Consider the following 23812-nt stretch of genomic DNA (forward strand, 5'->3'; position numbering starts at 1 on the left):
AGGCAACATGTCCAGCTACAACATCGCACTGAATTTTGAAGACGGCGTGACCCGCTTCGTCGAATGCAAGGCCGGCGAAAAGGTCCTCGATGCCGCATTTCGCGCCAAGATCAACCTGCCGATGGATTGTTCCGACGGCGTGTGTGGCACCTGCAAGTGCCGCGCCGAGAGTGGCAGCTACGACCTGGGCGACGACTACATTGAGGATGCACTGAGCGAGGACGAGAAGGATAGTGGTCTCGTGCTCACGTGCCAGATGGTGCCGCAAAGCGACTGCGTCATCGCCGTTCCGGCATCGTCGACGGTGTGCAAGACCGAGCAAAGCAAGTTCGCTGCGACGGTCACGAAAGTCGAACAGCACAATGATGCGGCGGTCGTCCTTGAGTTGGACGTTGACAGCATTCCTCCGGTCTTCCTGGCTGGCCAGTACGTGAACATCGATGTTCCGGGCAGCGGGCAGCATCGCTCGTATTCGTTTTCGTCCGCGCCGGGCGCATCGAAGATCAGCTTCCTGATCAAGAAAATTCCTGGCGGCGTGATGAGCACGTGGCTGGAATCGGCCCAGCCGGGCCACAAGGTGCAACTGACCGGCCCCTTGGGCAGCTTCTATCTTCGGGCAGTGGAACGTCCATTGCTGTTTTTGGCCGGCGGCACGGGCTTGGCTCCTTTCCTGTCGATGCTGGAAGTCCTGGTTCGTGCGAACTCGCCGCAGAAGGCACATCTGATCTACGGCGTGACGCGAGATCTCGACCTGGTCCAGGTTGAGGCGATTGAGGCATACGTCGCCAAGTTGCCCAACTTTACGTTCAGCACCGTGGTCGCGGAAGCGGAATCGAGCCACCCTCGCAAGGGCTGGGTGACCCAGCATATGCCGGCGGATTGTCTGAACGACGGTGACGTTGACGTGTACCTGTGCGGACCGCCACCGATGGTCGACGCCGTGCGCAAGTACTTCGACGAAAACGGCGTGAGGCCCAACAACTTCCATTACGAGAAGTTCACGCCCAACGCGGCCCCGGTGACGCCATGAGCGCCCAGAGATTCGAGGGCAAGGTGATGGTGGTTACGGGTGCCGCCCAAGGTATCGGCCGTGGTGTCGCACTGCGCGCAGCGGCGGAGGGTGCGAAGGTCCTGTTTGTCGACCGCGCCGACTTCGTTTCCGAGGTCGCTGCCGAAGCAGCGGGGGGCGACACCGCCGGCTTCATTGCCGACCTCGAGACCTATGAAGGCGCAGCCGCCACCATGGCGTTCGCGGTAAAGATCTTTGGTCGAATCGACATCCTGGTCAACGGCGTGGGCGGCGCCATCCGGATGCGGCCCTTTGCCGAATTCGAACCGGCTCAGATTGACGCGGAGATTCGTCGTTCGCTCATGCCCACCCTGTACGCCTGCCACGCGGTGCTTCCGCATATGCTCGCGCGAGGTCGCGGAACGATCGTGAACGTCTCCTCAAATGCAACGCGCGGTATCCGCCGCGTGCCGTATTCGGCTGCGAAGGGTGGCGTCAACGCGATGACGCAGTCGCTGGCGATGGAGTATGGCGAGCACAACATTCGCGTGGTCGCGGCCGCACCCGGCGGAACCGAGGCGCCTCCGCGACGCGTGCCGCGCAACGCGGCTGGGGATAACGAACAAGAGAAGGCCTGGATGAGCGAGGCGGTGACGCAGGTGACCGAGTCGACGTTCCTCAAGCGATACGGAACACTCGACGAACAAATCGCGCCGATTCTCTTCCTCGCCTCTGACGAAGCTGGCTACATCACTGGCGCCGTTCTGCCGGTTGCAGGCGGCGACAACGGCTAGAACTTGTCGAAGATTGCGTCGCGTAGGGATGGAGGCGGTCCAAGAGATCCTGCGCGCAATCTGTGAATGCGCCCAACCGGATTCGTCGAGACACGAAGCAAAGCTGAAGAGCCGCGTGAAGGACCGCCTCGCCCGCTACAAGTATCCGCGCACCATCGCATCCCCGCCCGCGCTGCGCAAGACGGCGACTGGCAAATTCAACGTTTTCAAGCTCGGATAGCCGCTGCCTACCCACGCAAGCTGCAGACGCCGCGGGGGATGTCGCGGCCATTCCTAAAAAAACGGAGGAGACAAATCATGCGTCACATTGACGTTCACAAGCTTGCGGACGACGCGCGCTTCAACCGGTTTCATGCCGGACTACTGTTCTGGTGCGCGATCATCATCATCTTCGATGGCTATGACCTCGCCGTTGTGGGCATTGCCCTCCCGTCCATCATGAAAGACATGGGCGTCGACGCAACACGTGCCGGCTTTATGGTCAGTTCCGCGCTATTCGGCATGATGTTCGGCGCTGTCATCATGGGAACCATTGCCGATCGCATTGGTCGGCCCAAGGCCATTGCTATCTGCATCGCACTGTTCAGCGTCTTTACTGCTGCCGCGGGAATGACTCATGATCCGATTTCGTTCAGCGTGACGCGCTTTCTTGCCGGACTGGGGATCGGCGGTGTGATGCCTAACGTCGTCGCTCAGATGACAGAGTTCTCGCCGCGCAAGATACGCGGAACGATGGTCACGCTCATGTTTAGCGGGTATTCCGTAGGCGGGATGCTCGCAGCATTGATGGGCAAATCACTGATCGAGACGTACGGCTGGCAATCGGTGTTCCTGGCGGCGAGCGTTCCCGTGCTGATCATCCCTACTGTGTTGAAGCTGATGCCGGAATCGCTACCGTTCCTGATCCAGCGAAATCGTCTGGACACTCTCCGAGCAGTACTCCTCCAGATGGATCCGTCCTACCGTGCCCAGGCGACAGACCGGTTCGACCTGCCGCAGGCCAAGAAGGGTGCCAGTGCTCCCATCAGCATGCTGTTCCGTGATGGCCGTGGATTCAGTACCGTGATGCTGTGGATTGCCTTCTTCATGTGCCTGTTCATGGTCTATGCATTGAGCTCGTGGCTCACGAAACTCATGGCTGGCGCGGGCTATAGCCTCGGGTCGGCACTGACGTTCGTTCTGGTGCTGAACTTTGGCGCGATGGCTGGCGCAATCGGCGGCGGTTGGCTGGCAGACAAGTTCAATATCAAACACGTCCTGGTTGGCATGTACGCGCTTGCCGCAATTTCCATCACCCTGCTTGGCTACAAGATGCCGGCCGAAGCCTTGTTCTTCGTGGTCGCACTTGCCGGCGCGTCCACCATTGGTACGCAGATCGTGACTTATGCGTATGCAGGTCAGTTTTATCCAGCGACCGTCCGGGGAACTGGTATTGGCTGGGCCTCCGGTGTCGGGAGAAGCGGTGCAATTCTCGCACCCATTGTCATCGGCGTGCTGGTGAGCATGTCCCTGCCGCTGCAGCAGAATTTCGTCGCAATGGCAGTGCCTGCTGTCATCGCGGTGCTGGCTGTGCTCCTGATCGACCATCAGCGATCGGCGTCGGTGATCGACAGCAAGTCGAGCCAAGGCGCAGCGGATGCCGAACATACCGCCGTTCTGCGCGCCCAACACCGTCGGTCATGACGTTGGGTATCCACCTACCGTGATGCTCGCGTAGCTCCCCATGGCACTCTCTTACTGAGAGACTTCGGCGAGATCCATCTGCTGCACAGGCAGAGGAGCCATGAACTTCTTGAGCTCCTCTTGTTGCTCCAGCAGGAAGGGAGCATCCTTGACGCGGCTATGCAGGTTGAGGAGGCGCTTCTCGGCTCTGACCAAGATGGTGTCATAGAGCATGGGGTAGATCTTTACCTCTTCACCATGCGCGTTCACCTCGTTCTCGCCAGGCTCAATCTTGTCGCCGAGGACGAAGCCATCCACCTTGGTGTGCTTTCGGATGAGCATCATTTGTCCTTCGCTGCGACAATCCTATCAGGCCGCGGTTGCCAGCTCTGAGCCGGCAATTCTCAGTGAAAATCCGGGGCAGATCCAGCAAGCATCAGAGGCTGTACAGCGAGCCGGAGCACAAATAGCAAAGTATCGGTGCGAGTGAGCAGGTCAATCCACAGCAAGATCGCACCGGAGTCCTGCGCGGACGCTGCAGTTCGATAGGCGACGGCCGAACCCGTTTCGGTCATTTGAACTCCGTCGACTCAGCGACCGCTGCCGGATCCATTGGAGCCATCCACGATCGGCCATAACGTAGACCGGACGGAACTACTCAGGGTCGCCAGAGGGCGCGCGCGCAGGTCATTGGGGCGCGAAGGGCGGATAGTCAGCGTAACCGTTGAGCCCGCCGCCGTAGTAGGTGTCGCGGTCCGGAGTTGCTAGCGGCAGGCTTTGCTCAAGGCGGCGAACCAGATCCGGGTTCGAGATGAATGGCTGCCCGAAAGCGGCAAGATCGATGAGGCCGTCGCCGACGAGATTTTTTGCGCGGTCCAGCGTCATGCCGCCTGCGAGAATAATCGAGGTCTTGCCCGAGGCTACTTTGATTCTTCGAAGTAGTTCCAACGTGCGTTCTTCAGAGGCGTGGGCGTCCTTGGGCGCCATTGAAAAGTTCGTCTGATCCATGATGTGGATGTAGGCGATCCCACGCTGACCGAGTTCCGCAGAAAGCGCCTCGTACGTTTTGAGGATATCCGGATAGTGCGGCATATCGAAAAGTTGACCGTATGGCGAGATACGGATGCCGACCTTGCTGGCCCCAATTTTTGTCACGATGGCATCGACAACTTCAAGCGTGAACCGAAGCCTGTTCTCCGCGCTGGCCGAGTAGCGATCTGTACGATCGTTTACCAGCGGATTGAGAAACTGCTCAAACAGATATCCGTTCGCGGCGTGGATTTCAATGCCGTCGAAACCGGCTGCGACGGCATTGGCCGCTGCGGTGACAAAGTCTTGTACCACGCGCTCGACCTCTTCAGTGGACAAAGGCATCGGCTCAGAGGCTGGGAGGAATCCGGGTTCACCATCCTCATCGTATCCGAAAGCGACTGCCCCTTGCGCGACCCTCGAGCTCGCACTTCTGGGCGCCGCACCGCCGGGCTGGATTGTCGTGTGCGAGACGCGTCCGACGTGCCAGAATTGTGCAAAGATTTTTCCACCGATTGCGTGTACGGAATCCGTCGTGAGTTTCCACCCACGAACTTGCGCGTCGGTATAGATTCCAGGGTTAAAGAGATGCCCTTGGCCTTCCCGCGAAATGGGCGTGCCTTCGCTGACGATCAGGCCCGCCGTTGCGCGTTGCGCGTAGTAAAGCGTCGTCCGCTCATCTGCGACGTCATCGGGTGCGCGGGACCGAGTCATTGGCGCCATGACGATTCGGTTTGCCAGTTTGGCGTCGCCGAGGCTGTACGGCTTGAAGAGTTCAGTCATCGTTGACTCCTTTTTCGGGTGAGGAAATAAAATTACGGACCGGCCTCACGTTGAGCCGGCGCTGATGGCAATGTAGGAGCGGAAGCCCTGCCAGAGCTGGCAGGGCGACCAATGCGCCGGACATAGTCGCTGTAGAAAGCGCGTCTAGGCGCCACTCTCTGACTTGAAATGAGGTATCACGTGTGCCCAAGCTCTTCGATGATGTCTGCCGAGACTCGACGCGTGGGCTTGAGGTTTAAAGCAACGTGATTGATGACGGTCCGTCTCTTGAGACTTCAAGAATTCGACCTGGGCGTGGCGACCGCCGCGCAAGACGGGGCCGGTTGATAACGGTGCATCCGCATTGGCATCAAGATCGAAAAAGATTCCGTAGCCGAAAGGTTTGAAGCCGTGGTCAGCGGTCGCAGTCCGCCAGCGCGCGGCGTGCTCGCTAAACAGTTGCGCATCAGGGTCGTGCCAGATCCAGTCATCCGTATTGGCACGATGAACCCCAGCGTCATTTTGCCCGCCTCAAACACCTTGCCGAAGCCCGGACGGTGCGGGGGGTGCTCAGTAATGGGCATTCCTACCGCGATCGTGGGATGCTGCCATTGCGAGCAGAAGGGGGCCATTCTGTACGACTTCCCCGCAAATCGTTGCGTCGACCGGTTGAATCCGCAGTATTGCAGCCATTGGGTTCGCCGGATCGCTGCGCGTCGACCAGTGTGCGGCTGCAATCATCACCCTGATGACCAGCCTCCGTGCAGAGTTGAGCCAGGAAGCCAAGATGTCAGGGCGCTCCATCCGGATAACCGCTGGCCACACGCACTCGCTGACATTTCTCCCCAAGTGGCTGAACCAATTTTTCACCGGCGGACCGGAGATTTCAATGCTCGCGTAGTGGCAGCCAATGTCCATGACGCAGTGGTGGCGCTTGGGCCGGCAACCGCCATTGCTAACTCCTGAGCGAACGGGAGAGAATCCGCCGACTCGGCCATCCACCGGTGCAGCTCCCTGCTACGCTGACAGTAAATCGTCCCGGCCGTCAAGGACGGTGGCCCCGGGCCCGTTACTCACCTTGGTGGAAGGGAAGCCGATCTTCTAGCATAGATACGCTGGCCAAGAGACCGACAAGGCAGGGAGCGCCTGCTATGCCGGTTACGAGTCAAGTGACCGTTACGAAGCTTCAGGAGGTAATGGATATGTCTGCCGCAAGGATTGAGATGTGCGACCACGATGGCGACGGGGTATTGACCATTCGAGATGACGGCGCCGCATTTTCAGGAGTCGCGCTTGAGCTTTCGAATCTTTTCGGTGAAGACGTGGTCGCGGATATTGACAAGCACCAGTTGCTCAAATGGTGTGAGGTGGTCGCGGCCCACCTTCGCAACCAAGGCGTTTCGCCCAGCGAGTGCGCTCCGGAGGGCTACGTCAACAAAACTAGCCAAAGCCGGAGGAAAGAGCAGCTTGGCGTCGAGGAACTCTTGCAGTCGGCGGCATCTTGATTCTGACGAACGCGAGACGCTCTGCTGGTAACAGAGACCTTTTCGCTGGCGCATTGCTTGACAATCCCATCAGCCAGCGATTCCCGTCTATCTCTAGGCCTGGCGAGATTCAGTCTTGCTCGCTTACCAGCGACGGACCGGTCGATGGCCATTCCCGACCCAAAGGCGAACTTCGTTCCGGCTCGCCAGACGGCCGGAAAGCCGGCATACAAGGGGTTAGGCGGCTGCCTGCCTGCGCGGTGATTGTCGTGCGCGCGAGCGAGCCGCCCGCCCTTAGCCGAGTTGCTCGGCAAGCCCGACGATGATGCCCTCAGGCCCACGAATATAGGCGAGCCGGTACGATTTCTCGTACTGCATCTGGCCAATGAGTTCTGCGCCATGGGCCAGCATCCGCGCAACGACAGCATCGATGTCATCGACGGCAAACATGATGCGACGAAGACCTAAGGCGTTCACTGGCGCGTCCACGGGCCCAAACCTGACTGCGTTTGGTGTGTGGAATTTGTCCAGTTCAATTCCCTGCCCATCCGGAGTCCGCAGCATCGCGAGGGTGGCTCGGACGTCTCCAAGCCCTATGAGGCTCCCGACAGAAGGCCCTTCAACCGTGGTTTGGCCCTCAAGCTCGAGGCCCAACTCGATAAAGAACGCCTTCACCGCTTCGAGATCGTCGACAACTATCAGGACGTTGTCCATTCGCTTGACTGTCATGTCCTTCGGTCCCTCTTTCAACGGTGTCGCGTATTTGGGGGAATTGGCGTCTAGATCGAGCCGGGCGGATGATTGTACCGAGGAAACAGCCTACCCGAGAGCTGCCCTTGGCGGCTGGCTGCTTTTGGTCGGCAAGCGACTTCCGCCAGTTGCCGGCCGGTGGGCCTTTGTCGACCCTCTCCGGCCATTGGGACTGGCGCAAGCTGAATGGCGACTTCCAAAGGTCCAACGGTCGTTCTCGCGACAATTGTTCGGCGGCAGGACGCGGCCCGGACATATCAGCCTGCGCGGCAACCTCTTCCAACTCACGCTCCTCGTTCAGGGCGCCGACGCACGTTGTAGTCGGTGTTGCGTGCCGACCGCCTGCACGATGCAACAATGGTTCAGGCAACTCCATGAACGCAAGGGGGGTGATTGCGATTGCCAACAAGCACGCCGCATGCTGTGGGTCCTGCTCGCACAGAACGAACATGAACGCTAAGATGCCGACGCATGGCAACTTCATCCCATGCATCCTTCGTCACCCCGTTACCGCATGACCCGGTATCTCCGAAAATCAGCTAGAAATCACGCGTTTGCAAGACGGGGTCGGACGGAATACGGCGAGAACCCGACGATTCTGGTAGCGAGCCATCATTTTGCCAGGCTCAGTGACCGAGACCGCTCTTAGCGATTTGCTGTTCCACGAACTGGGCGAAAAGTGCATGCAGACGGGTAGTCGGATGAAGGTCGTCGGCGAACAGGTACCTCTGATCGGCATTGGCCGTCGCATAGGTACTCGGCGAGCACAGCAATGCCGTGGCACGGGGCGTTTTCGTGGGGTCGCAGGCGACGCTGGTATTGGACACGGCGAACCCATTGGCCTGAAAGTTCGCGATGATCTGGTTCATCCAAGTGTAAGAATCGATCTGGATAACCTTGCCTTGCAGGCCATTGGCCTGCAAGGCAGCGTTCAAACTATCGTTGAAGATTTGCGATAATTGGGTCAGGTTTGCCCCGCCGTCGGGCGAGGCGATGCCTTTGGGCGATAGCCCGATATTCGGAGCATTGACCACCACGACATGAGTGGCGCCGTTCTGGACGATTTGTCCGACGATTTGAGCCAGGGTGGTTGCCGCAGTCTGCACGGTCTGCGCCGCGGGCGGCAGCGCCCCGGCGCGAAGCACGTCGTTCGAGCCAGCCCAGACCAGCACCAGTTGATTGGAGTTGAAGCTCCCGTGAGTGGCCAAATAGCTCGAAACCTGTTGATTGACGGGCATTTCGATATTGCCGATCAAGTCGGCAAGAAAGTCGTACAGGTTTGCCTGCGTCGCGACCGTGGCGCCGCCCTCCGCATAGCCAAGGCCGCTTTGCGCACTCAATTTATGAGTGCTGTCGATCGTAAACGCCGCGCTTAGCGTATCGCCGTAGTATTGCGCGACATCCTGAGTCCACACTTGCCCCGGATTGGTCGTGAAACGCCCCCCGCCCACCGCGCTCGCGATCGGGGCATAGGTTCCGACGTCCGACAGGCTGTCGCCGAACGAGACAATTTGCAGATGAATGCCGCTCGCCGGGGTGGCCGCGCCACTGCCATTACTCGTGCCGCCCCCGCCGCATGCGGTAAGCAGTGAAATCAGCATGGCAGAAATTGCAGCACATACCTTGTCATTGATCCCTTGCATAGCTCCTCCCCGCTGGTCGACCGGGTAGCTGCGCTGACGTGGCCGGCTTATAGCCAGCCTGCATAACGTTCTTGCGCCTACTCCTTCTCGAGCCGATCCAACGCCGCCTGAGACAGCCGGCCTCCCGCAAAGAAGTAAACTTTCACTCCAGTGTTGCCTATCAGGCCAGGCTCCGCGGCCCTTGCGAGGCGCTCGATGACCGTTGCGGGCGCGATGCCCGCATCTGACATCGGACCGCCGAAAGCGTCAAGCAGTTGGTCGAACGTCGCAGATGCTTGAGCCGGCAGGCTCTTCCTTGCCTCGTGGAATTGGATCGCTCTGCGGTATTCGAGTGCTGAAGAATGATCGTCACTCATGGAGAAGCCTCCTTGAAACCAAAATGCCTGCCAGGAGCGCATCGGCTTGAAGTGAACGAGGAACTCTGCCGGTTACCAGGAAGTCACCGTGCAAGACTGACGTCAGTTGCAAGACACCGGCCCAGAAAGCATATACCGCTGTTCTTCCCAAGAATAGAAGGTACACCCGGGCAAGTGCAGCGAGCGACGTGACGGTCCAGGTGCGGCCGAATTCTGAAACTCGCTGGAATGTCCCCTCCTGAACAGGAAGTTCGTCCTCGCCCGCGTCAGGCACTCCCCCGACTCTGCGTCGAACTTCCGCAACCCTTGTCGGTCCAGACGTGGCGCCTCACTTCAGCATGTACTAGCATTTAAACTTGTAGCCTTCAATGAGTTGCCGGTGAGTCTTACTCATAAGTCAGGAACTTAGCGGACAAATGGTCTATGCTTGAGCGAAAGTCATTGAAGGGAGCGCTCATGAAACGGGACGGTCGCAGCCTGGCTCACAACACGCTTGAAGAAATGCGCATCCTGGCGGTGCAACGCATGGCCGAGGGGGAGCATCCGGATGATGTCGCGGCATCGCTTGGGATGAATCGGTCGTGGGCGTACAAGATTCGCGCCCAGGCGCGCGGCCGTGGTGTACGGGCGCTGCGCTCGACCAAAGGCACGGGTCGCCCGCGCACGCTCACGCCCGCGCAGGAGCAGCGGGTGCTGCGATGGATCAACGGCAAGAATCCGATGCAGTACGGGTTCGATTTCGGGCTGTGGACGCGCAACCTGGTTCGCGAACTGGTGCAGCAAAAGTTCGGCGTGACGCTGAGTCTGGCCTCGATCGGCGCAATGCTGGCACGCCTGAACCTGACGCCGCAAAAGCCGCTGCAGCGCGCTTACCAACGCGATCCGGAGGCAATCGATCGCTGGCGGCACGACACGTATCCGGCCATTGCCAGGCAGGCTCGTGAGCAGAAGGCGGATATCTTCTTCTGGGACGAATCGGGCTTTCGAGCTGACTCGGTGCATGGCAAGACCTGGGCGCCGCGCGGCGAAACACCCGTAGTCGAGCGGCCGGGCCAGCGGCAAAGCATGAGCGCGGCGTCCGCCGTCAATTCGAAGGGTGCCTTCTGGTTTGCAACGTACGAAGGCGGGCTCAGCGGTGAGTTGTTCGTCACGCTGCTCAAGAAGCTGATGTTCAATCGAAAGAAGGCGGTACATCTGATCGTCGACGGATTGCCAGCGCATAAGAAAGCCATCGTCAAGGACTACGTTGCCAGTATGCAGGGCAAACTGACCTTGCATTTCCTGCCCGGTTACGCACCGGACCTCAATCCGGATGAGTTAGTGTGGAGTCACGTCAAGCGCAGCGGCGTCGCGCGCTCCCCTTTGCAAAAAGGCGAAAAGCTGGGCCCGCGAATTCATGAGCAGCTTGCACAAATTAGACGCAACCCGAAGCTCGTGCGCTCGTTCTTCAGGCACCCATCTGTGCGCTATATTTCTGACTTATGAGTAAGTGATAATCGTTGTGAATATAAAGGTCGGTTGGTCACCAATTTGCTTGCAGCCGGCCACCCGCCTTGGCAAGTATTGACTGGGAGCCAGCATGCGCGCTGCCATTATCGGCGGTTCGCTCGGTGGATTGACAGCCGCACTGCTGCTGCGCGATCTTGGCATCCAGGTCGATGTCTACGAGCGCTCGCCCGCCGAGTTGGTCCAGCGTGGCGCTGGCATCGGCTTCCTGCCCGACGCAGCCCGCTATCTGGTTCAGCGCGCAGGCTTGGTCGTGTGCGGCGCCGCGCAGCCATTTCTGCAGGTTATTTACGATGTTGAGGTGCCACAAATGGCCTTTGACCGCGTCTGCCTGATCGGAGACGCGGCTTTCGTGGTCAGGCCGCATGCAGCGGCCGGAACCGCCAAGGCAGCAGCCGATGCCTGGGCCCTGGCGGGCGCCTTGAAGCGTCACGGGGACGTGGTGGCTGCGCTGGCCGATTGGGAGCCGCGGCAACTTGCACTTGGACAGCAACTGCTCGAACGCACGCGGCGCATCGGCCGTCGCTCGCAGGTGGACGGCAATTGGGTTGCAGGCGACCCCGAGTTGATCTTCGGGCTGCATGGACCCGGGGCATGAACGTGCACCCAACCCGCCAGAGCTGGCTACCACGACAGCGGCAGTATTGCGCATTGCGCCTCTCGCTCATTGCGCGGCTCTTCTCGTGCCACCATAGTCCGCGCTCGCAAGCACAGAACCCACACTGATGTCAGTGTCGGCCATGGACTTCCCCGGACAGCTGACTAGTGGTATCCGGCCACGCCCACGGCAGCGCGCCGCACGGGCCGGCGGTCGATCAGCGCCCGCGCGGCATCGGGCCGTCCGTCCTTGATATAAGCGGCAACCAGCGTCAGTTCTACGAGGTCGCGCTGCGCGCGGCTACCGCCGATGCGGACGGTCTCGGGCAATGCCAGCTCTAGTGCGTGAATCGCCCTGTCCCAATCTTCTGCCGCATAAGCGGCAAAGCCTTCGGCGATGCCGATCACCACGTCGCTGGCGGGGTATTTGTTCACAGCGAGCTTATCGCGGATCTCCGCCAATCGCGTCTGAAGCGCTTCGAAGTCTTCCTCAACTATGCACGCAATCAGAGCATGCACATCCGCATAGCCCAGCCCGGCCTTGGGGAAGCAGCGCAGCGCGTGATCGTGCACCACGCCCCATGCCGTGGCATCGCGAGGGTGGCCTGCAAGTTCCGCGCGCCAGAGGAACGACGCCGAATCGGTGACCACGTTGATGGGCGGCCCCCACGCGCCGCCCGGGCAAACGCTGGTACGGTAGGCGTCCCATGCGCGTTCCAGGCGACCCACAGCCAACGCCGCCAGCGCCACGTGCCAAGACAGATGGCAATGGGTCAGGCTGCGCTTGTCGTGCTGCGGCATCCAGCCTTCGAGAAAATCGACGATCTCTGCCGACTCGCCTCGTTCGTACATCACGTGCACGCGGAAATGGGCTGCGTGGGCATGGCTGGGATTGGCGGCGAGGGCGCGCTCAATTAGTGTCCATGCCTCGTCGAGCCGGCCTGTCTCGCAGGCGGCAAATCCGTACACTGTCTCAAACCACCAGTCGCGGCCATAGGCAGGCGCAAGCGATGCCAGCAGTTGATAGAGTTGTTCCTCGTGATCCGGGTCGCCGCTGAAACCATACAGGCCGAACACGCTGGTGGCAGGGGCCAGCACCATTGCGTCTCGCGGCCAGGTCTTGAGGTGTTCGTGCATCGCCTGCATCGCCTGCACAGGCCTGCCTTCCACGCCGAGCGCCACCACGCTCACGTGGCTTTGCTCACGCGGCGTGGCGGATGCCACCATTTGCCGCGCCTTTGCGGCCAGCCCACGGGCGGGTAGCACGTCGGCATCGAGAAACATGCCCCGTGCCAACGCGATGTGTGCAAGGGCAAAGGCAGGGTCGGCCTTCAGGGCCGCGGCCAGATACTCCCGGTATCCAGCCACGCCGGAGATCACACTGTCGACGCCAGCCACGTAGGCGTCGCGTGCCGCCTGCGACGGGGTCGACAGCGGCAATCCATATCGGTCTTCCAGCACGGCACACTCCCGTGAGCAGGGCGATTAGTACACATTTTGAAGTGGGCCGGCGCGCCCGGCGTTGGCCGTGTCCGTTATTTATAGTGCACGTGACGTTCCGCCGCCGCTCCGCCAACGTCTCTTGTTCGGCCAACTCGGTCATCGAAAGTCTGGGATCGACTGACTCAACCTGGTCTCGGCCGGATGCCCACCGCCAGGCCACGGCTGTCTCTGACCGACCCGATGGAGCCGCTCGAACTGGATTTACGACTGTCCGCTCCGTAGCGACATGAGAAGATCGCGCATGACGCTTCGGCCCACCGCTCGTCGGCCATCACAAAACGTGGCGGATCGCTAACGCAGTCCATCGTAGCGCGACACGACGGAGTGATTCCAAAAACGTTGGGAGCGCCCCCAACCGATGCGGACGCGCCCGTTGACTTGCAGCGGGCACCTCGTCGGCGACCCACAAAACTTGAGTTCCGGAGAACAGGCCTGTTAGCCTCAGGCACGCACGCTCGACGCAGCAGATGGAAAGTCTTCGCGGCGCTCCGCCCATTTCAGAATCGCATCCAGTGCCGGGCACAGCGCCTGGCCCCAATCGGTCAGGCGGTAGTCCACCTTCGGCGGCACCTGGTGATAGACCGTACGCGTCACGATGCCGTCCTCTTCGAGGCGGCGTAGCTGCTGGGCAAGCATCTTCTGCGTGATGCCGGGGATCAGCCTCTCGAGGTCCGAAAAGCGCTGCACCTGGCCACCGAAAAGGTGAAACAGGATCACCAGCTTCCAGCGCCCTTCCAGCAGCTTGAATGCGGCTTCGACATCGATTGCGGCGGTCGCGGGGGTGTACTTTTTTCGGTTAGCCAAGGCCTGCTTACTTTTTAGTGCGTTCTTGCGATGTGGTAACTATAGCGCCATCATTGGGACATGCGAACGCTGACGTTCAGGAAGGACCACATGATGAATGTGACACTGCCGCCGCCACTGGATGCCTATCTGAACGCGGAAGCCACGACCGACACCGCCTCTCTCGCGGACTGCTTTACTGCCGATGCCGTCGTGCGCGACGAAGGCCGCACGATCGAGGGGCTGGACGCCATCCAGGCCTGGAAGAAAGACAGCAAAACCAAGTACCAGTACAGCGTCGAGCCGTTGGGCGTGTCCCAGGACGGCGCCGCCGTGACGATGCACGCACGGCTCACGGGCGCCTTCCCCGGTAGCCCGGTCGAGCTGACCTACACGTTCGTCCTAACCGGGGGCAAGATCGCGTCTCTGGAGATCCGCCGATGAGCGACGCACTCGAACTTCAGGGGCTTAGGGCGCTCGTCACGGGCGGCACCAAAGGCGTCGGCAAAGCCGTTGTCGCACACCTCTGCAGGGCGGGCGCGAACGTCGTTACGACGGCGCGTTCGCGTCCCGATGACCTTGCCGAAGGATGGTTTATCGGAGCGGACATCACGACGGCCGAGGGCTGTAAAACCATTGTCGACGCCGTGCTCGAACGGCTCGGCGGCGTCGATATAATCGTGCACGTCGTGGGCGGCTCATCTGCGCCGGCGGGTGGCTTCAGCGTGCTCGACGACGACGAATGGAACAAGGCATTGAGCCTGAACCTGTTCCCGGCAGTGCGCATCGATCGCGCGCTTTTGCCCTCGATGGTCGCGCAGCGCTCGGGCGTCATCATCCACGTCACGTCGATCCAGAGGCAGTTACCGTTGCCGGAGGCCACGATTGCTTATGCTGCCGCCAAGGCTGCCCTGTCGAACTACAGCAAAGCCTTGTCCAAGGAAGTCAGTCCGAAGGGCGTTCGCGTCGTGCGTGTCTCCCCCGGCTGGGTCGAGACGGATGCCGCCGCGGGTCTCGTTGCTGAGATCGCCCGGCAGAACGGCATCGATACGGAAGGCGCCCGCAAGATCATCATGGATTCGCTCGGCGGCATTCCTCTCGGCCGGCCGTGCTCGCCCCGGGAGGTGGCCGAGCTCATTGGTTTCCTCGTCTCCGCGCGGGCCAGCGCAATCACCGGCACTGAGTACGTTATCGACGGAGGAACTGTTCCGACTGCGTGATCAGCGCCGCTTGCCCTGCCGCTTCGGTGCCGATCGCTCCTGCAGGCAGCCGGATAGCCGCGACCACGCCTCGTTTGCGCTGCCATATCATGCCCTGTTAGTCGTCGGGACCGAGTGGCAAGGACCTACGCTAAGTCAAGCTTCACCTAGAACACTCCATCACCTATGTTGGTTTCTTAGGAATGGTTGGCAATGGCCGCTTAGCAGGCTGCTGAAATACCTAGCCCGAAGTCAGCGCGGTAGCGTGCCAAAGCGTTGATTACCGGACACCACTCCATCCGAGATTCATGCGCGGCGCCGACACCTTCACCGAAAGCCTGTTCACCATGCGGCGACTCGAAGATTTCGTGCCGCAATCGCATCCGTTGCGCCCGATCCGCACCATGGTCAACCAGGCCTTGGCGAAGATGAATCGGCTGTTCGCAAGCATGTACGAAGCCGATATCAAGGGCGGACGCCCGAGCATTGCGCCGGAGAAGCTGCTGCGCGCGATGCTGCTGCAGGTTCTGTATAGCATCCGGTCTGAACGCCAACTGATGGAGCAAACGCAGTACAACTTGCTGTTCCGATGGTTCATCGGCCTGTCGATGGACGACGCAGTCTGGGTGCCAACGGTGTTCACCAAGAACCGTGCACGGCTGATCCAGCACGATGCAGTGATCACGTTCTTCAACGAGGTGCTGGCCATCGCGCACAAGCGCAACTTGCTGTCGGGCGAGCACTTCAGCGTGGATGGCACGATGATTAAGGCCTGGGCCGGCCACAAGAGCTTCGTACGCAAGGACGGCGGCGATGGCGCTGACAGCGACAGCGGTGGCACCGGCGGCTTCCAAGGAGAGAAGCGCAGCAACGAGACGCATCAGTCCAAGACTGATCCGGACGCCAAGCTCTATCGCAAGGGCAAGACCGCCAGTGAGCTGCGCTATATGGGTCACACCTTGAGCGACAACCGCCACGGCCTGGTGGTAAGCGCGGTGGTGACCCAAGCCGACGGATATGCTGAGCGCGAGGCCGCGAAGGCCATGCTCAACGACGCCCGGCAGGTCGCTAACGAGCCGGGCGTCGAAGTTACCGTGGGCGCGGACAAGGGCTACGACGCCGAGGAGTTCGTTCAAGCCTGCCTTGATATGAAGGTGACTCCGCACGTGGCGCAAAACACTTCAGGGCGACGCTCGGCGGTGCCCGATGAGATTGCCCGCAGCGTCGGCTATGCCATCTCGCAGCAGAAGCGCAAGCTGATCGAACAGGGCTTCGGCTGGGTCAAGACGGTCGGGCGCATGCGTCAGGTGATGGTGCGCGGCTTGAAGAAGGTCGACCAGATGTTTGTACTTAGCATGGCCGCTTACAACCTCGTGCGGATGCGATCGCTAGGACAAGTCCGTCCGCAGGGCCTGTAATGGGAGCAAGGAAGCCAAAAATGGGCATCAAACCGCGTGAAAATCGATGAAATGACGCCCGGCTTCCGGATTATGAAAAATACGAGGCATGTGCGTCGCGCAGGGGGAAGCTTTGCCCTGTCTGCAGCGAGTACTTCAGCGGCCTGTTAGGTCGGATGGCGCGAGTTGAATTGCAGAGCCAAAAGAAAAAATCGGCGAGACAGGGCATGTTCGCGACCGTCCGCAGGGGGCGGCGAGCCTAAGGTCAAAGCATCATTGGCGACCGTCTCTTCTCGGGGCGGAAACGGACGGCCGAAAATCGTGTTTGAGTGACTCAAGCTGGCCGACTTCTGCCTATCGGGTCCGGCGGAAGGCGACCCCGGAGTAGCCGTTCGGACCGGGCTTGCGGTTCACCGCTTCAGGCTGACATGAGACAGCGCCCTCGCATACGAATTCAGCCTTTTGCTCCGCGGATGTGGTACCAGCACGACTCACTATTGGTCCGGGATTCGGTCGCCCGGGGACTCCTTTACCTTCGCGGCTGCCTGGGAAATCCGGTCTCGGACGACGCCGATCGCCTGCTTGAGGGCGTAGACATCCTGGAAGTAGCGCTGCGGCAGCCGTATCTGGCTGGCGTGCGCATCGATGTTCTCGATCTCGTCGCGCCATTGCGCCACCTGTTCTATGGTCGGCTCGCCGTTTCTCCAGATTTCATCTTCCAGCGCCTTGATCTCCTGGTACCAGACTACAAGCCGGTTCTTGTACCGCGCCTCCATCATGCGCGGCAATGCCTGCAGCAAGCCGAGCAGCAAAGCCATGAAGGGCAGCAGGATTAGCAGGCGCCGCTCGATGAAGCTGCCGAGCCAGAAAGGCAGGTAGCGCTGCAGGAAGGGGCGTCCGGACTTGAAGTAGCGCGTGCTTTCGTCCGAGATCGGAAACTCGCTCGTATTCAGGTTGGGAAAATGCCCAGCCGCGTGAAGTAGTCCTCGCCGCCATGCACGGACCTGGTTGCCTCCAGCAACAGGTAGACCAGGGCGGGGTGGAGGGCGTCTGGAGACCAGCAGGGCCGTGGCGGCCAGCAGCGTGACATCCGCCTGCGGAAGATCCTTGGCGATGCTGGTCGATGAGCGCGGGAATGTGAGCTTGGAGAGAGAGGGAAACCTCTGCGCCTGGGCGAACGCCTGCGCAGGCCGATGGCGCTACGCGATCATCTCGTGAAGGCGGCGAACATCCCGTCCGGCAAAATCCATCCATATCTGGTGAGTTTCGGGCAAACTGGGCTCGTCGCCCGGGACCCGCATTGTCCGCAGATCGACTTGCGGCTATTCGTCTTTCGGGAAGAAGGGCTGCCCCGCGAGGCAACTCAGCGATCCGCGCTGCGTGCCAGCGACTCCCGACGAACAACCGACGGTGGCTTCCCGAACCAGCGCTGACAGGCCCGTGTCAGCACGGACTGGTCCGCGAAGTCCAGCAACTGCGCCACCAGTGAAAGACCGATGTCCGCTTGCGCGAGCAGTTGGCCGGCGAGTTCGCGTCGCGCCGTGTCCTTGAGCATTTCGAAGGTCTGCCCGTCCTCCTGGAGCCGTCGTTGCAGGGTGCGCGGATGCAGGCGCAGCACGCGCGCGACGACCACGAGGTTGACCGGTGCCAGCCTCATCTGGGTGCGCAAGGTCTGCAGCACCTGCTCGGTCAGCGAAGCCTTTGCCCGCGGCGCCGCCGCGACGAGGTAGCGCTCCACGAAGGCCTGGAGCTGATCGTTCTGTCGGGGAAGCCGTCTGCGCCACGCGACCGATTCCACCAGGATGCCGTCGAACGTTGACCGGAAGCAGGGGACCAGTCCCAGGTGTTCCCGGTACTGGCGGTTGCTGCCCGCTTGCGCGTGGCGGAAGTGAACCTCCGCGGGGCCGACCTCCGCGTCCGACAGTACGCGAACTACCTTGCAGATATGGCTCACTGCGTGCTCGGTTGCCTGAGGCAGCAGCGGCAGGTCCGGCAGCAGAAAGCGCAATTCGACCTGCTCGTGCGACGACCCATGGGCCTCGCGCACCTCAATGGCAATACCCGGCGCATGGTAGTGCATGTGCCGGGCCGCCATCAACATGCCGTCCCGAACGCTGCGGGCCGACTGGATGGCCAGCCATAGCACGCCCAGAAAGCTGGGGTCTTTCGCATCGGAAAGACGCAGTCCGAAGTCGGGCACGCCCAACTCCATGGCGCCGATCTCGACGGCCTGCAACACGTTTCGATAGGGCAGGTATCGATCCGGGTCGTCGAGCGAGCTCGCGTCGAGGCCTGCCTTGGCGAGCAGCGCGTGCGGATCTCCGCCGAGCGACTGCACCAAGGGCGAGTAACTCTCCAATGCCGCGGCACGAACGAGGTTGTGATGAACTGTCATCCTCGCAGTGTCGCATGGAATCAAGGAATTGTCATGCAGAATCAAGCCAGTGGGTGGGAATGCGCCTATCGTTGTCCTCACTCCAGCGCTATCCATTACACGAAGGAGGCAACGATGCATTCCGAAGCCACTGTCACCCGGCCTCAACAGACCCGCCCGGGAAAGGACTTGAAATGAACGCTGGCACGACCACCGCATACAAGCCCCTCATCGCCCTGTCGCGGCGTATCCCTGACGCCTCGCTGGCGATCCTGCGCGAACTCGGCGAGGTCCGTATGCCTGCCGAGCGCGAGGAAGGCGGCGACCTGGCCCCGCTGTTCGAGCATGCCGACTGCGCGCTCGTCATCCCCGGCGATTGCATCGATGCCAAGCTGCTCGCGTCGTGCCCGCGGCTGCGACTCGTCATCACGATCAGCGCGGGCTTCGACCACATCGACCTGCAGGCATGCACCGCGCGCGGAATCCGGGTGGCCCACACGCCCGGCGCGGTGTGCGCCGCCACTGCCGACATGGCCTTCGGCCTGCTGCTTGCAGCTTCGCGCCGCATCGTGGAGGCGGACGCCTTCGTGCGTGCCGGCCGCTGGGTCGGGCAACTCTCGCCGCTGCCCGGCCAGGACGTTCACCACACGCGCATGGGCATCATCGGCCTCGGCCGCATCGGCGCGCTGCTGGCCCGGCGCGCCCGGGGCTTCGACATGGACGTGTGCTACCACAGCCGGCGGCCCGTAAGCGAGCAGGAGGAAGCAGCGCTCGGCGTGCGCTGGCTGCCGCTCGACGAACTGCTCACCCAAAGCGACGCGGTGATGGTGCAGGTGCCCTATGGCCCCGCTACGCACCACCTGGTCGGCACTCGCGAGCTGTCGTTGATGAAAAAGACTGCCGTGCTGGTCAATACCGCACGCGGCGGCGTCGTCGACGACGCCGCCCTGGCCGCCGCCCTGCGCGAGGGCCGCATTGCCGCCGCCGGGCTCGACGTGACCGAGGGGGAACCGAAGGTGTACCCCGAATTGCTGGCGTTGCCCAACGTCGTGCTGACACCTCACCTCGGCGCTGCCACGCACGAGACACACCGGCAAATGGCGCGCGAGGCTTTCCAGAACCTGGTTGGTGCGCTGCGCGGCGCGCCGTTGGCCAATTGCCTCAACCCCGAGGCACAGGCGCCGGCTCAATCCTGATGTGTACTGCTCATCAACTCAACTGTCTGGACCCAACATGAACATCCCTTCGCTCCAAGCCCACACCAGCCCCGAAGAGTGGCAACTGCGCGTCGAACTCGCCGCGCTCTACCGCGCGACAGCCCTCTACGGCTGGACAGACCTGGTCTTCACCCACATCAGTGCGCGGGTGCCCGGTAAGGACCATCACTTCCTGATCAATCCCTACGGGCTGATGTTCGACGAGATCACCGCTTCGTCGCTGATCAAGGTGGATGCGCAATGCAACAAGCTCCACGAGTCGTCGTTTCCGGTCAACCCCGCCGGGTTCATGATCCACAGTTGCGTCCACGAAGCGCGCCACGAAGTGCAATGCGTGATGCATACGCACACCCGCGCCGGTGTCGCAGTGAGCGCCCAGCGCGAAGGCCTGCTGCCGATCTCCCAGCAATCCACGCTGTTGTTGCACAGCCTGGGGTACCACGACTATGAAGGCATTGCCCTGCGCCCCGACGAGCAGCCCAGGCTCCAGGCCGATCTGGGCGACAACAACTACCTCATCCTGCGCAACCACGGCCTGCTGACAGTGGGCGCCAGCGTGGCGGAGACGTTCCTGGCCATGTACTTCCTCGAGACCTGCTGCCAGATCCAGATCTCGGCACAGGCCGGCGGCGAGCTGATTCGCGTCGACCCGAACATTCAGCGCGACGTAAAGGAAGTGATCCGCACGGGTACCTCCGGGGAGGGTGCACAGATCGCCTGGCCGGCAGTGCTGCGCAAGCTGGACCGGATCGACCCCAGCTACAGGACCTGAGCACTCGGGAGACAACGATGAGCGTGAACCCCACTCAAAGCAGCCGCTTCACGCGGCTGGACCAAAGCACTCGCGAAGACTGGCAGAGCATCGCCGGCGAGTTCCGTCAGCTCGCGGCCGGCCTGCCCGACCGCATCCTGGCCCACCTGAAGTTGCTCGACGGTGAATTCGGCGGCTTTCCGGTGGACCGCTACACCACTCGTTGCAGACCGCCACGCTAGCCTTGCGCGATGGCCTCGACGAGGAATACGTGGTCTGCGCCCTGCTCCACGACATCGGCGACACGCTGGGCACTTTCAACCACCCCGACGTGGCCGCGACGCTGCTGCAGCCGTTCGTGAGCGAGGAAAACCACTGGATGGTCAAGCACCACGGCATCTTCCAGGGGTACTTCTTCTTCCACCACCTCGGCATGGACCGCGACCTGCGCGACCACTTCAAGGCCCACCCTTGCTACGAGCGCACCGCGGAGTTCTGCGCCCTGTATGACAACCCCGCGTTCGACCCGCACGGCGAAACGCTGCCGATCAGCGAGTTCGAGCCAATGGTGCGCCGCGTGTTCGCCCGGCCGCGCAACGGTGTCTACAAGGCAGCGATGGACACGAACCAGGCCGCTCGATAACGCAGGCCCGGCTACATAACGATACCCAGGAGACACTCATGCAAGATAACGCGCTGTCCACGATCGCACTCCCGGTGGCCTTGGCCATCATCATGCTGGGCTTGGGCCTGCACCTGCGCCTTGAAGATTTCAAGCGCATCCTCGTCCAGCCCAAGGCCATCACCATGGGGCTGCTGGCGCAGGCGCTGCTGCTGCCTGCACTGTGCTTCTTCATCTGCAAGGCCTTCGGACTTTCGGCCGAGCTGTCGGTGGGCCTGATGCTGCTGGCCGCATCGCCAGGCGGCACCACGGCCAACCTGTTCTCGCATCTGTTCAAGGGCGACGTTGCGCTGAACATCTCGCTAACGGCCATCAACAGCGTGCTGGCTATCGTGACGATCCCGACCATCGTCAACTTCGCACTCAGCCAGTTCATGGAAGGTCAGGCCTACATCCCGCTGCAGTTCCAGAAGACGATAGAAGTCATCGTGATGGTACTCGCCCCGGTGACCATCGGCATGTTCATCCATGCGAAGCTGCCGGGCTTCTCGAAAATGATGGACAAGCCGGTCAAGATCGCATCGTCGTTGATCCTGGTGCTGCTGATCGTGTCGATCGTGGTGAAGGAATGGGTTGTGATCTCCACCAACTTCCGGATCGTGGGCGCAGCGTGCCTGGTCTTCAACCTGGCGAGCCTGCTGGTTGGCTACCTTATCGGCAAGACTGTCCGCCTGACCGAAGGGCAGAACCGCGCCATCGCGTTCGAGATCGGCGTCCACAACGGCGCGCTCGCAATCTACCTGGCGCTGGTCGTGCTCAAGAACGGCACGATGTCGCTGCCGGCTGCGGTCTACAGCCTGTTGATGTATTTCACCGCGGCGGCGTTCGGCTGGTGGGTGGTGCGCAAGGGCGCCGGTAGCGCTGTGGTCGCGAAGGGCGCGCTTCCGGCAAGTCGGCAGTGATAATCGCGCGGCTGTCGGCAAACGACAAGATTCTGACGTGATGTGACAAGGGACAGGAGACTGAAAGCAACATGAAGCAAAGACTGTGGCTCGCCAGCTATCAAAGCACGGGCGGACGCCAGTGGCCGAACCCGGGAGGCAGAGATCGATCTTGCGCTGGCGTCTCAGTCGGTGAAGAAGCTCGTCGATATGGAAGGAATCGCCGCCCTCGCTGCGTTTCTCTGCGGTGACCTGGGCTCTGCCATCTCGGGACAGGCGATCGCGATCGACTGCGATGCCAAAATTCCGACCCTCCCTTTGCGTCATTCCGGGGCGTAGTTGTTGCGATTGAGCCTGCCCTCGTAGAGAGCGGCGGCTATTTATACATTCTTAGAAAGAGACATCAATCATGCGTAAAGTCATTATCAGTTGCGCCGTGACTGGCTCGGTTCACACACCGTCCATGTCCCCGCATCTTCCGGTGACCCCGGCTGAAATTGCCCAGCAGGCCATCGACGCGGCCAAGGCTGGCGCGGCAATTCTCCACCTCCATGCACGCAATCCCGTCGACGGCCGTCCTGCCTTCGAGCCGGAGGTTTATCGTCAGTTTCTTGCTCCGATACACGCGTCGACCGACGCGGTGATCAACATCACCTCGGGGGGCACGTTCTCGATGACCCTGGACCAGCGGCTTGCTGGTGCGTTGGATATCTCGGCAGAGATGGCGTCGTGCAACATGGGGACGATGAACTTCGCCATTTATCCAGTCCTGGAGAAAATGAAGGAATTCAAGTACGAGTGGGAGCGGGACTTCATCGAGGGAACCCGGCGGAGCATTTTCCGCAACACGTTCGCCGATATCGAGGAAGTGCTTGACCGGCTCGGCAACGCTCACCAAACGCGCTTCGAGTTTGAGTGCTATGACGTCAGCCACCTCTACAACCTGAAGCACTTTGTGGATCGTGGCGTCGTGACCGGCCCGCTGTTCCTGCAGTTTGTCCTGGGTGTGCTCGGGGGCATCGGGGCCGACACCGAGAATCTGGTGCACATGAAGCGCATCGCCGACAAGCTGTTCGGCGATGGCTACCAGTGGTCGGTCCTGGGTGCTGGTCGCCATCAGACGCCGTTGGTCACGCAAGCGGCCTTGATGGGGGGGAACGTTCGCGTGGGGCTCGAGGACTCGCTGACTGTCGGTGCTGGGCAGCTTGCAAAGTCGAACGCGGAACAGGTCTCGAGAATTCGCGACGTGCTGGAGAGGCTTGGCTTCGAGATCGCGACCCCGGCCGAGGCGAGGCAGATGCTTGGCCTTAAAGGCAAGGACAAAGTACTGCTCGGCTGAGGTAGTGGGAGATCACGGCTTGAGCACGGACTACGACAGACCTGCCTGGCTCCCTGCGCCCGAAGACGGGCGGCGATGGAATGGCGCCTCGTCA

Annotated in this window: 22 protein-coding genes and 2 pseudogenes; 15 read left to right on the plus strand and 9 right to left on the minus strand. The window is 61.3% G+C overall.

Annotation, left to right across the window (positions count from 1 at the left end; genetic code table 11):
- The first annotated feature begins 7 nt into the window (after positions 1 to 7).
- From benC to K307_RS31395, 3 genes are all read left to right on the plus strand, one after another.
- Entirely contained in the window at positions 8 to 1030 is a 1023-nt protein-coding gene (gene benC, locus K307_RS31380; protein ID WP_042884847.1) for a benzoate 1,2-dioxygenase electron transfer component BenC, read from the plus strand.
- Entirely contained in the window at positions 1027 to 1803 is a 777-nt protein-coding gene (gene benD, locus K307_RS31385; protein ID WP_042884849.1) for a benzoate diol dehydrogenase BenD, read from the plus strand. Before benC ends, benD begins: the two co-directional genes overlap by 4 nt.
- Positions 1804 to 2100: 297 nt before the next feature.
- Positions 2101 to 3486: an MFS transporter gene (locus K307_RS31395; protein ID WP_051975233.1), complete on the plus strand. Its 1386-nt coding sequence runs from the start codon at positions 2101 to 2103 to the stop codon at positions 3484 to 3486.
- A gap of 51 nt (positions 3487 to 3537) precedes the next feature.
- Here K307_RS31395 and K307_RS31400 read toward each other — a convergent pair whose 3' ends face one another.
- Both K307_RS31400 and K307_RS31405 read right to left on the minus strand, forming a co-directional pair.
- Positions 3538 to 3810, minus strand: a complete 273-nt coding sequence (locus tag K307_RS31400; protein ID WP_042884852.1) for a hypothetical protein — start codon at positions 3808 to 3810, stop codon at positions 3538 to 3540.
- Positions 3811 to 4152: 342 nt separating this feature from the next.
- The gene (locus tag K307_RS31405; RefSeq protein WP_042884854.1) at positions 4153 to 5277 is read right to left on the minus strand and encodes an alkene reductase; all 1125 of its coding nucleotides are present in this window, start codon (positions 5275 to 5277) and stop codon (positions 4153 to 4155) included.
- A 1175-nt stretch (positions 5278 to 6452) separates the two neighbouring features.
- Here K307_RS31405 and K307_RS31410 point away from each other — a divergent pair.
- Positions 6453 to 6761, plus strand: coding sequence for a hypothetical protein (locus tag K307_RS31410; protein WP_155301299.1), 309 nt, complete (start codon positions 6453 to 6455; stop codon positions 6759 to 6761).
- A 273-nt stretch (positions 6762 to 7034) separates the two neighbouring features.
- On the opposite strand, the gene K307_RS31415 is transcribed toward K307_RS31410, so the two are convergent.
- The 3 genes from K307_RS31415 to K307_RS31425 form a co-directional block, all read right to left on the minus strand.
- Entirely contained in the window at positions 7035 to 7469 is a 435-nt protein-coding gene (locus K307_RS31415; protein WP_042884858.1) for a VOC family protein, read from the minus strand.
- A 647-nt stretch (positions 7470 to 8116) separates the two neighbouring features.
- Positions 8117 to 9133: an SGNH/GDSL hydrolase family protein gene (locus K307_RS31420; RefSeq protein WP_042884860.1), complete on the minus strand. Its 1017-nt coding sequence runs from the start codon at positions 9131 to 9133 to the stop codon at positions 8117 to 8119.
- A gap of 77 nt (positions 9134 to 9210) precedes the next feature.
- Complete coding sequence (locus K307_RS31425) at positions 9211 to 9489, minus strand: hypothetical protein (protein WP_042884861.1); 279 nt, start codon at positions 9487 to 9489, stop codon at positions 9211 to 9213.
- A 456-nt stretch (positions 9490 to 9945) separates the two neighbouring features.
- On the opposite strand from K307_RS31425, the gene K307_RS31430 reads away from it, so the two are divergent.
- Complete coding sequence (locus K307_RS31430; RefSeq protein ID WP_042884863.1) at positions 9946 to 10974, plus strand: IS630 family transposase; 1029 nt, start codon at positions 9946 to 9948, stop codon at positions 10972 to 10974.
- A 94-nt stretch (positions 10975 to 11068) separates the two neighbouring features.
- Complete coding sequence (locus K307_RS31435; protein ID WP_051975234.1) at positions 11069 to 11593, plus strand: FAD-dependent monooxygenase; 525 nt, start codon at positions 11069 to 11071, stop codon at positions 11591 to 11593.
- 164 nt (positions 11594 to 11757) lie between these two features.
- On the opposite strand, the gene K307_RS31440 is transcribed toward K307_RS31435, so the two are convergent.
- Positions 11758 to 13053 (minus strand): tetratricopeptide repeat protein, encoded by a 1296-nt coding sequence (locus tag K307_RS31440; RefSeq protein ID WP_042884865.1) that lies wholly within the window; start codon positions 13051 to 13053, stop codon positions 11758 to 11760.
- A gap of 483 nt (positions 13054 to 13536) precedes the next feature.
- Entirely contained in the window at positions 13537 to 13899 is a 363-nt protein-coding gene (locus K307_RS31445) for a winged helix-turn-helix transcriptional regulator (protein WP_042884867.1), read from the minus strand.
- Between the two features lie 90 nt (positions 13900 to 13989).
- Between K307_RS31445 and K307_RS31450 the strand changes: the two genes are divergently transcribed.
- The 3 genes from K307_RS31450 to K307_RS31460 all read left to right on the plus strand — a co-directional run bounded on the left by K307_RS31450 (position 13990) and on the right by K307_RS31460 (position 16495).
- Positions 13990 to 14322, plus strand: coding sequence for a nuclear transport factor 2 family protein (locus K307_RS31450; RefSeq protein WP_230626190.1), 333 nt, complete (start codon positions 13990 to 13992; stop codon positions 14320 to 14322).
- A complete protein-coding gene (locus K307_RS31455; RefSeq protein ID WP_042884868.1) occupies positions 14319 to 15098 on the plus strand; it encodes an SDR family oxidoreductase in 780 nt (259 codons plus the stop codon). The genes K307_RS31450 and K307_RS31455 overlap by 4 nt, the downstream gene beginning before the upstream one ends.
- Positions 15099 to 15385: 287 nt before the next feature.
- On the plus strand, positions 15386 to 16495 hold the full coding sequence (locus K307_RS31460; protein ID WP_042876962.1) for an IS5 family transposase: 1110 nt from the start codon (positions 15386 to 15388) through the stop codon (positions 16493 to 16495).
- Positions 16496 to 16968: 473 nt separating this feature from the next.
- On the opposite strand, the pseudogene K307_RS31465 reads toward K307_RS31460, so the two are convergent.
- Both K307_RS31465 and K307_RS31470 read right to left on the minus strand, forming a co-directional pair.
- Positions 16969 to 17661, minus strand: a pseudogene (locus K307_RS31465) (C4-dicarboxylate ABC transporter substrate-binding protein); the annotation flags it as partial.
- A 176-nt stretch (positions 17662 to 17837) separates the two neighbouring features.
- Positions 17838 to 18812, minus strand: a complete 975-nt coding sequence (locus K307_RS31470) for an AraC family transcriptional regulator (RefSeq protein WP_230626374.1) — start codon at positions 18810 to 18812, stop codon at positions 17838 to 17840.
- Positions 18813 to 19042: 230 nt separating this feature from the next.
- Between K307_RS31470 and K307_RS31475 the strand changes: the two genes are divergently transcribed.
- The 6 genes and pseudogenes from K307_RS31475 to K307_RS31495 all read left to right on the plus strand — a co-directional run bounded on the left by K307_RS31475 (position 19043) and on the right by K307_RS31495 (position 23718).
- Complete coding sequence (locus K307_RS31475; protein ID WP_042884870.1) at positions 19043 to 20044, plus strand: 2-hydroxyacid dehydrogenase; 1002 nt, start codon at positions 19043 to 19045, stop codon at positions 20042 to 20044.
- 37 nt (positions 20045 to 20081) lie between these two features.
- Positions 20082 to 20837, plus strand: a complete 756-nt coding sequence (locus K307_RS31480) for a class II aldolase/adducin family protein (RefSeq protein ID WP_042884871.1) — start codon at positions 20082 to 20084, stop codon at positions 20835 to 20837.
- 17 nt (positions 20838 to 20854) lie between these two features.
- Positions 20855 to 21459, plus strand: a pseudogene (locus K307_RS31485) (HD domain-containing protein).
- Between the two features lie 38 nt (positions 21460 to 21497).
- On the plus strand, positions 21498 to 22400 hold the full coding sequence (locus tag K307_RS31490) for a bile acid:sodium symporter family protein (RefSeq protein WP_042884872.1): 903 nt from the start codon (positions 21498 to 21500) through the stop codon (positions 22398 to 22400).
- A 171-nt stretch (positions 22401 to 22571) separates the two neighbouring features.
- The gene (locus K307_RS48090) at positions 22572 to 22718 is read left to right on the plus strand and encodes a hypothetical protein (protein WP_155301300.1); all 147 of its coding nucleotides are present in this window, start codon (positions 22572 to 22574) and stop codon (positions 22716 to 22718) included.
- A 70-nt stretch (positions 22719 to 22788) separates the two neighbouring features.
- Entirely contained in the window at positions 22789 to 23718 is a 930-nt protein-coding gene (locus K307_RS31495; RefSeq protein ID WP_042884873.1) for a 3-keto-5-aminohexanoate cleavage protein, read from the plus strand.
- Positions 23719 to 23812: the final 94 nt, after the last annotated feature.

This window comes from Cupriavidus necator A5-1 (assembly GCF_000744095.1).
Lineage (GTDB): Bacteria > Pseudomonadota > Gammaproteobacteria > Burkholderiales > Burkholderiaceae > Cupriavidus > Cupriavidus necator_A.

What these genes read in the sequence shown, in the direction of transcription:
- benC (WP_042884847.1), top strand. Translation starts at nt 8, where the DNA reads ATGTCCAGCTACAACATCGCACTGAATTTTGAAGACGGCGTGACCCGC.
- benD (WP_042884849.1), top strand. Translation starts at nt 1,027, where the DNA reads ATGAGCGCCCAGAGATTCGAGGGCAAGGTGATGGTGGTTACGGGTGCC.
- K307_RS31395 (WP_051975233.1), top strand. Translation starts at nt 2,101, where the DNA reads ATGCGTCACATTGACGTTCACAAGCTTGCGGACGACGCGCGCTTCAAC.
- K307_RS31400 (WP_042884852.1), bottom strand. Translation starts at nt 3,810, where the DNA reads ATGATGCTCATCCGAAAGCACACCAAGGTGGATGGCTTCGTCCTCGGC.
- K307_RS31405 (WP_042884854.1), bottom strand. Translation starts at nt 5,277, where the DNA reads ATGACTGAACTCTTCAAGCCGTACAGCCTCGGCGACGCCAAACTGGCA.
- K307_RS31410 (WP_155301299.1), top strand. Translation starts at nt 6,453, where the DNA reads ATGGATATGTCTGCCGCAAGGATTGAGATGTGCGACCACGATGGCGAC.
- K307_RS31415 (WP_042884858.1), bottom strand. Translation starts at nt 7,469, where the DNA reads ATGACAGTCAAGCGAATGGACAACGTCCTGATAGTTGTCGACGATCTC.
- K307_RS31420 (WP_042884860.1), bottom strand. Translation starts at nt 9,133, where the DNA reads ATGCAAGGGATCAATGACAAGGTATGTGCTGCAATTTCTGCCATGCTG.
- K307_RS31425 (WP_042884861.1), bottom strand. Translation starts at nt 9,489, where the DNA reads ATGAGTGACGATCATTCTTCAGCACTCGAATACCGCAGAGCGATCCAA.
- K307_RS31430 (WP_042884863.1), top strand. Translation starts at nt 9,946, where the DNA reads ATGAAACGGGACGGTCGCAGCCTGGCTCACAACACGCTTGAAGAAATG.
- K307_RS31435 (WP_051975234.1), top strand. Translation starts at nt 11,069, where the DNA reads ATGCGCGCTGCCATTATCGGCGGTTCGCTCGGTGGATTGACAGCCGCA.
- K307_RS31450 (WP_230626190.1), top strand. Translation starts at nt 13,990, where the DNA reads ATGATGAATGTGACACTGCCGCCGCCACTGGATGCCTATCTGAACGCG.
- K307_RS31455 (WP_042884868.1), top strand. Translation starts at nt 14,319, where the DNA reads ATGAGCGACGCACTCGAACTTCAGGGGCTTAGGGCGCTCGTCACGGGC.
- K307_RS31460 (WP_042876962.1), top strand. Translation starts at nt 15,386, where the DNA reads ATGCGCGGCGCCGACACCTTCACCGAAAGCCTGTTCACCATGCGGCGA.
- K307_RS31475 (WP_042884870.1), top strand. Translation starts at nt 19,043, where the DNA reads ATGAACGCTGGCACGACCACCGCATACAAGCCCCTCATCGCCCTGTCG.
- K307_RS31480 (WP_042884871.1), top strand. Translation starts at nt 20,082, where the DNA reads ATGAACATCCCTTCGCTCCAAGCCCACACCAGCCCCGAAGAGTGGCAA.
- K307_RS31490 (WP_042884872.1), top strand. Translation starts at nt 21,498, where the DNA reads ATGCAAGATAACGCGCTGTCCACGATCGCACTCCCGGTGGCCTTGGCC.
- K307_RS31495 (WP_042884873.1), top strand. Translation starts at nt 22,789, where the DNA reads ATGCGTAAAGTCATTATCAGTTGCGCCGTGACTGGCTCGGTTCACACA.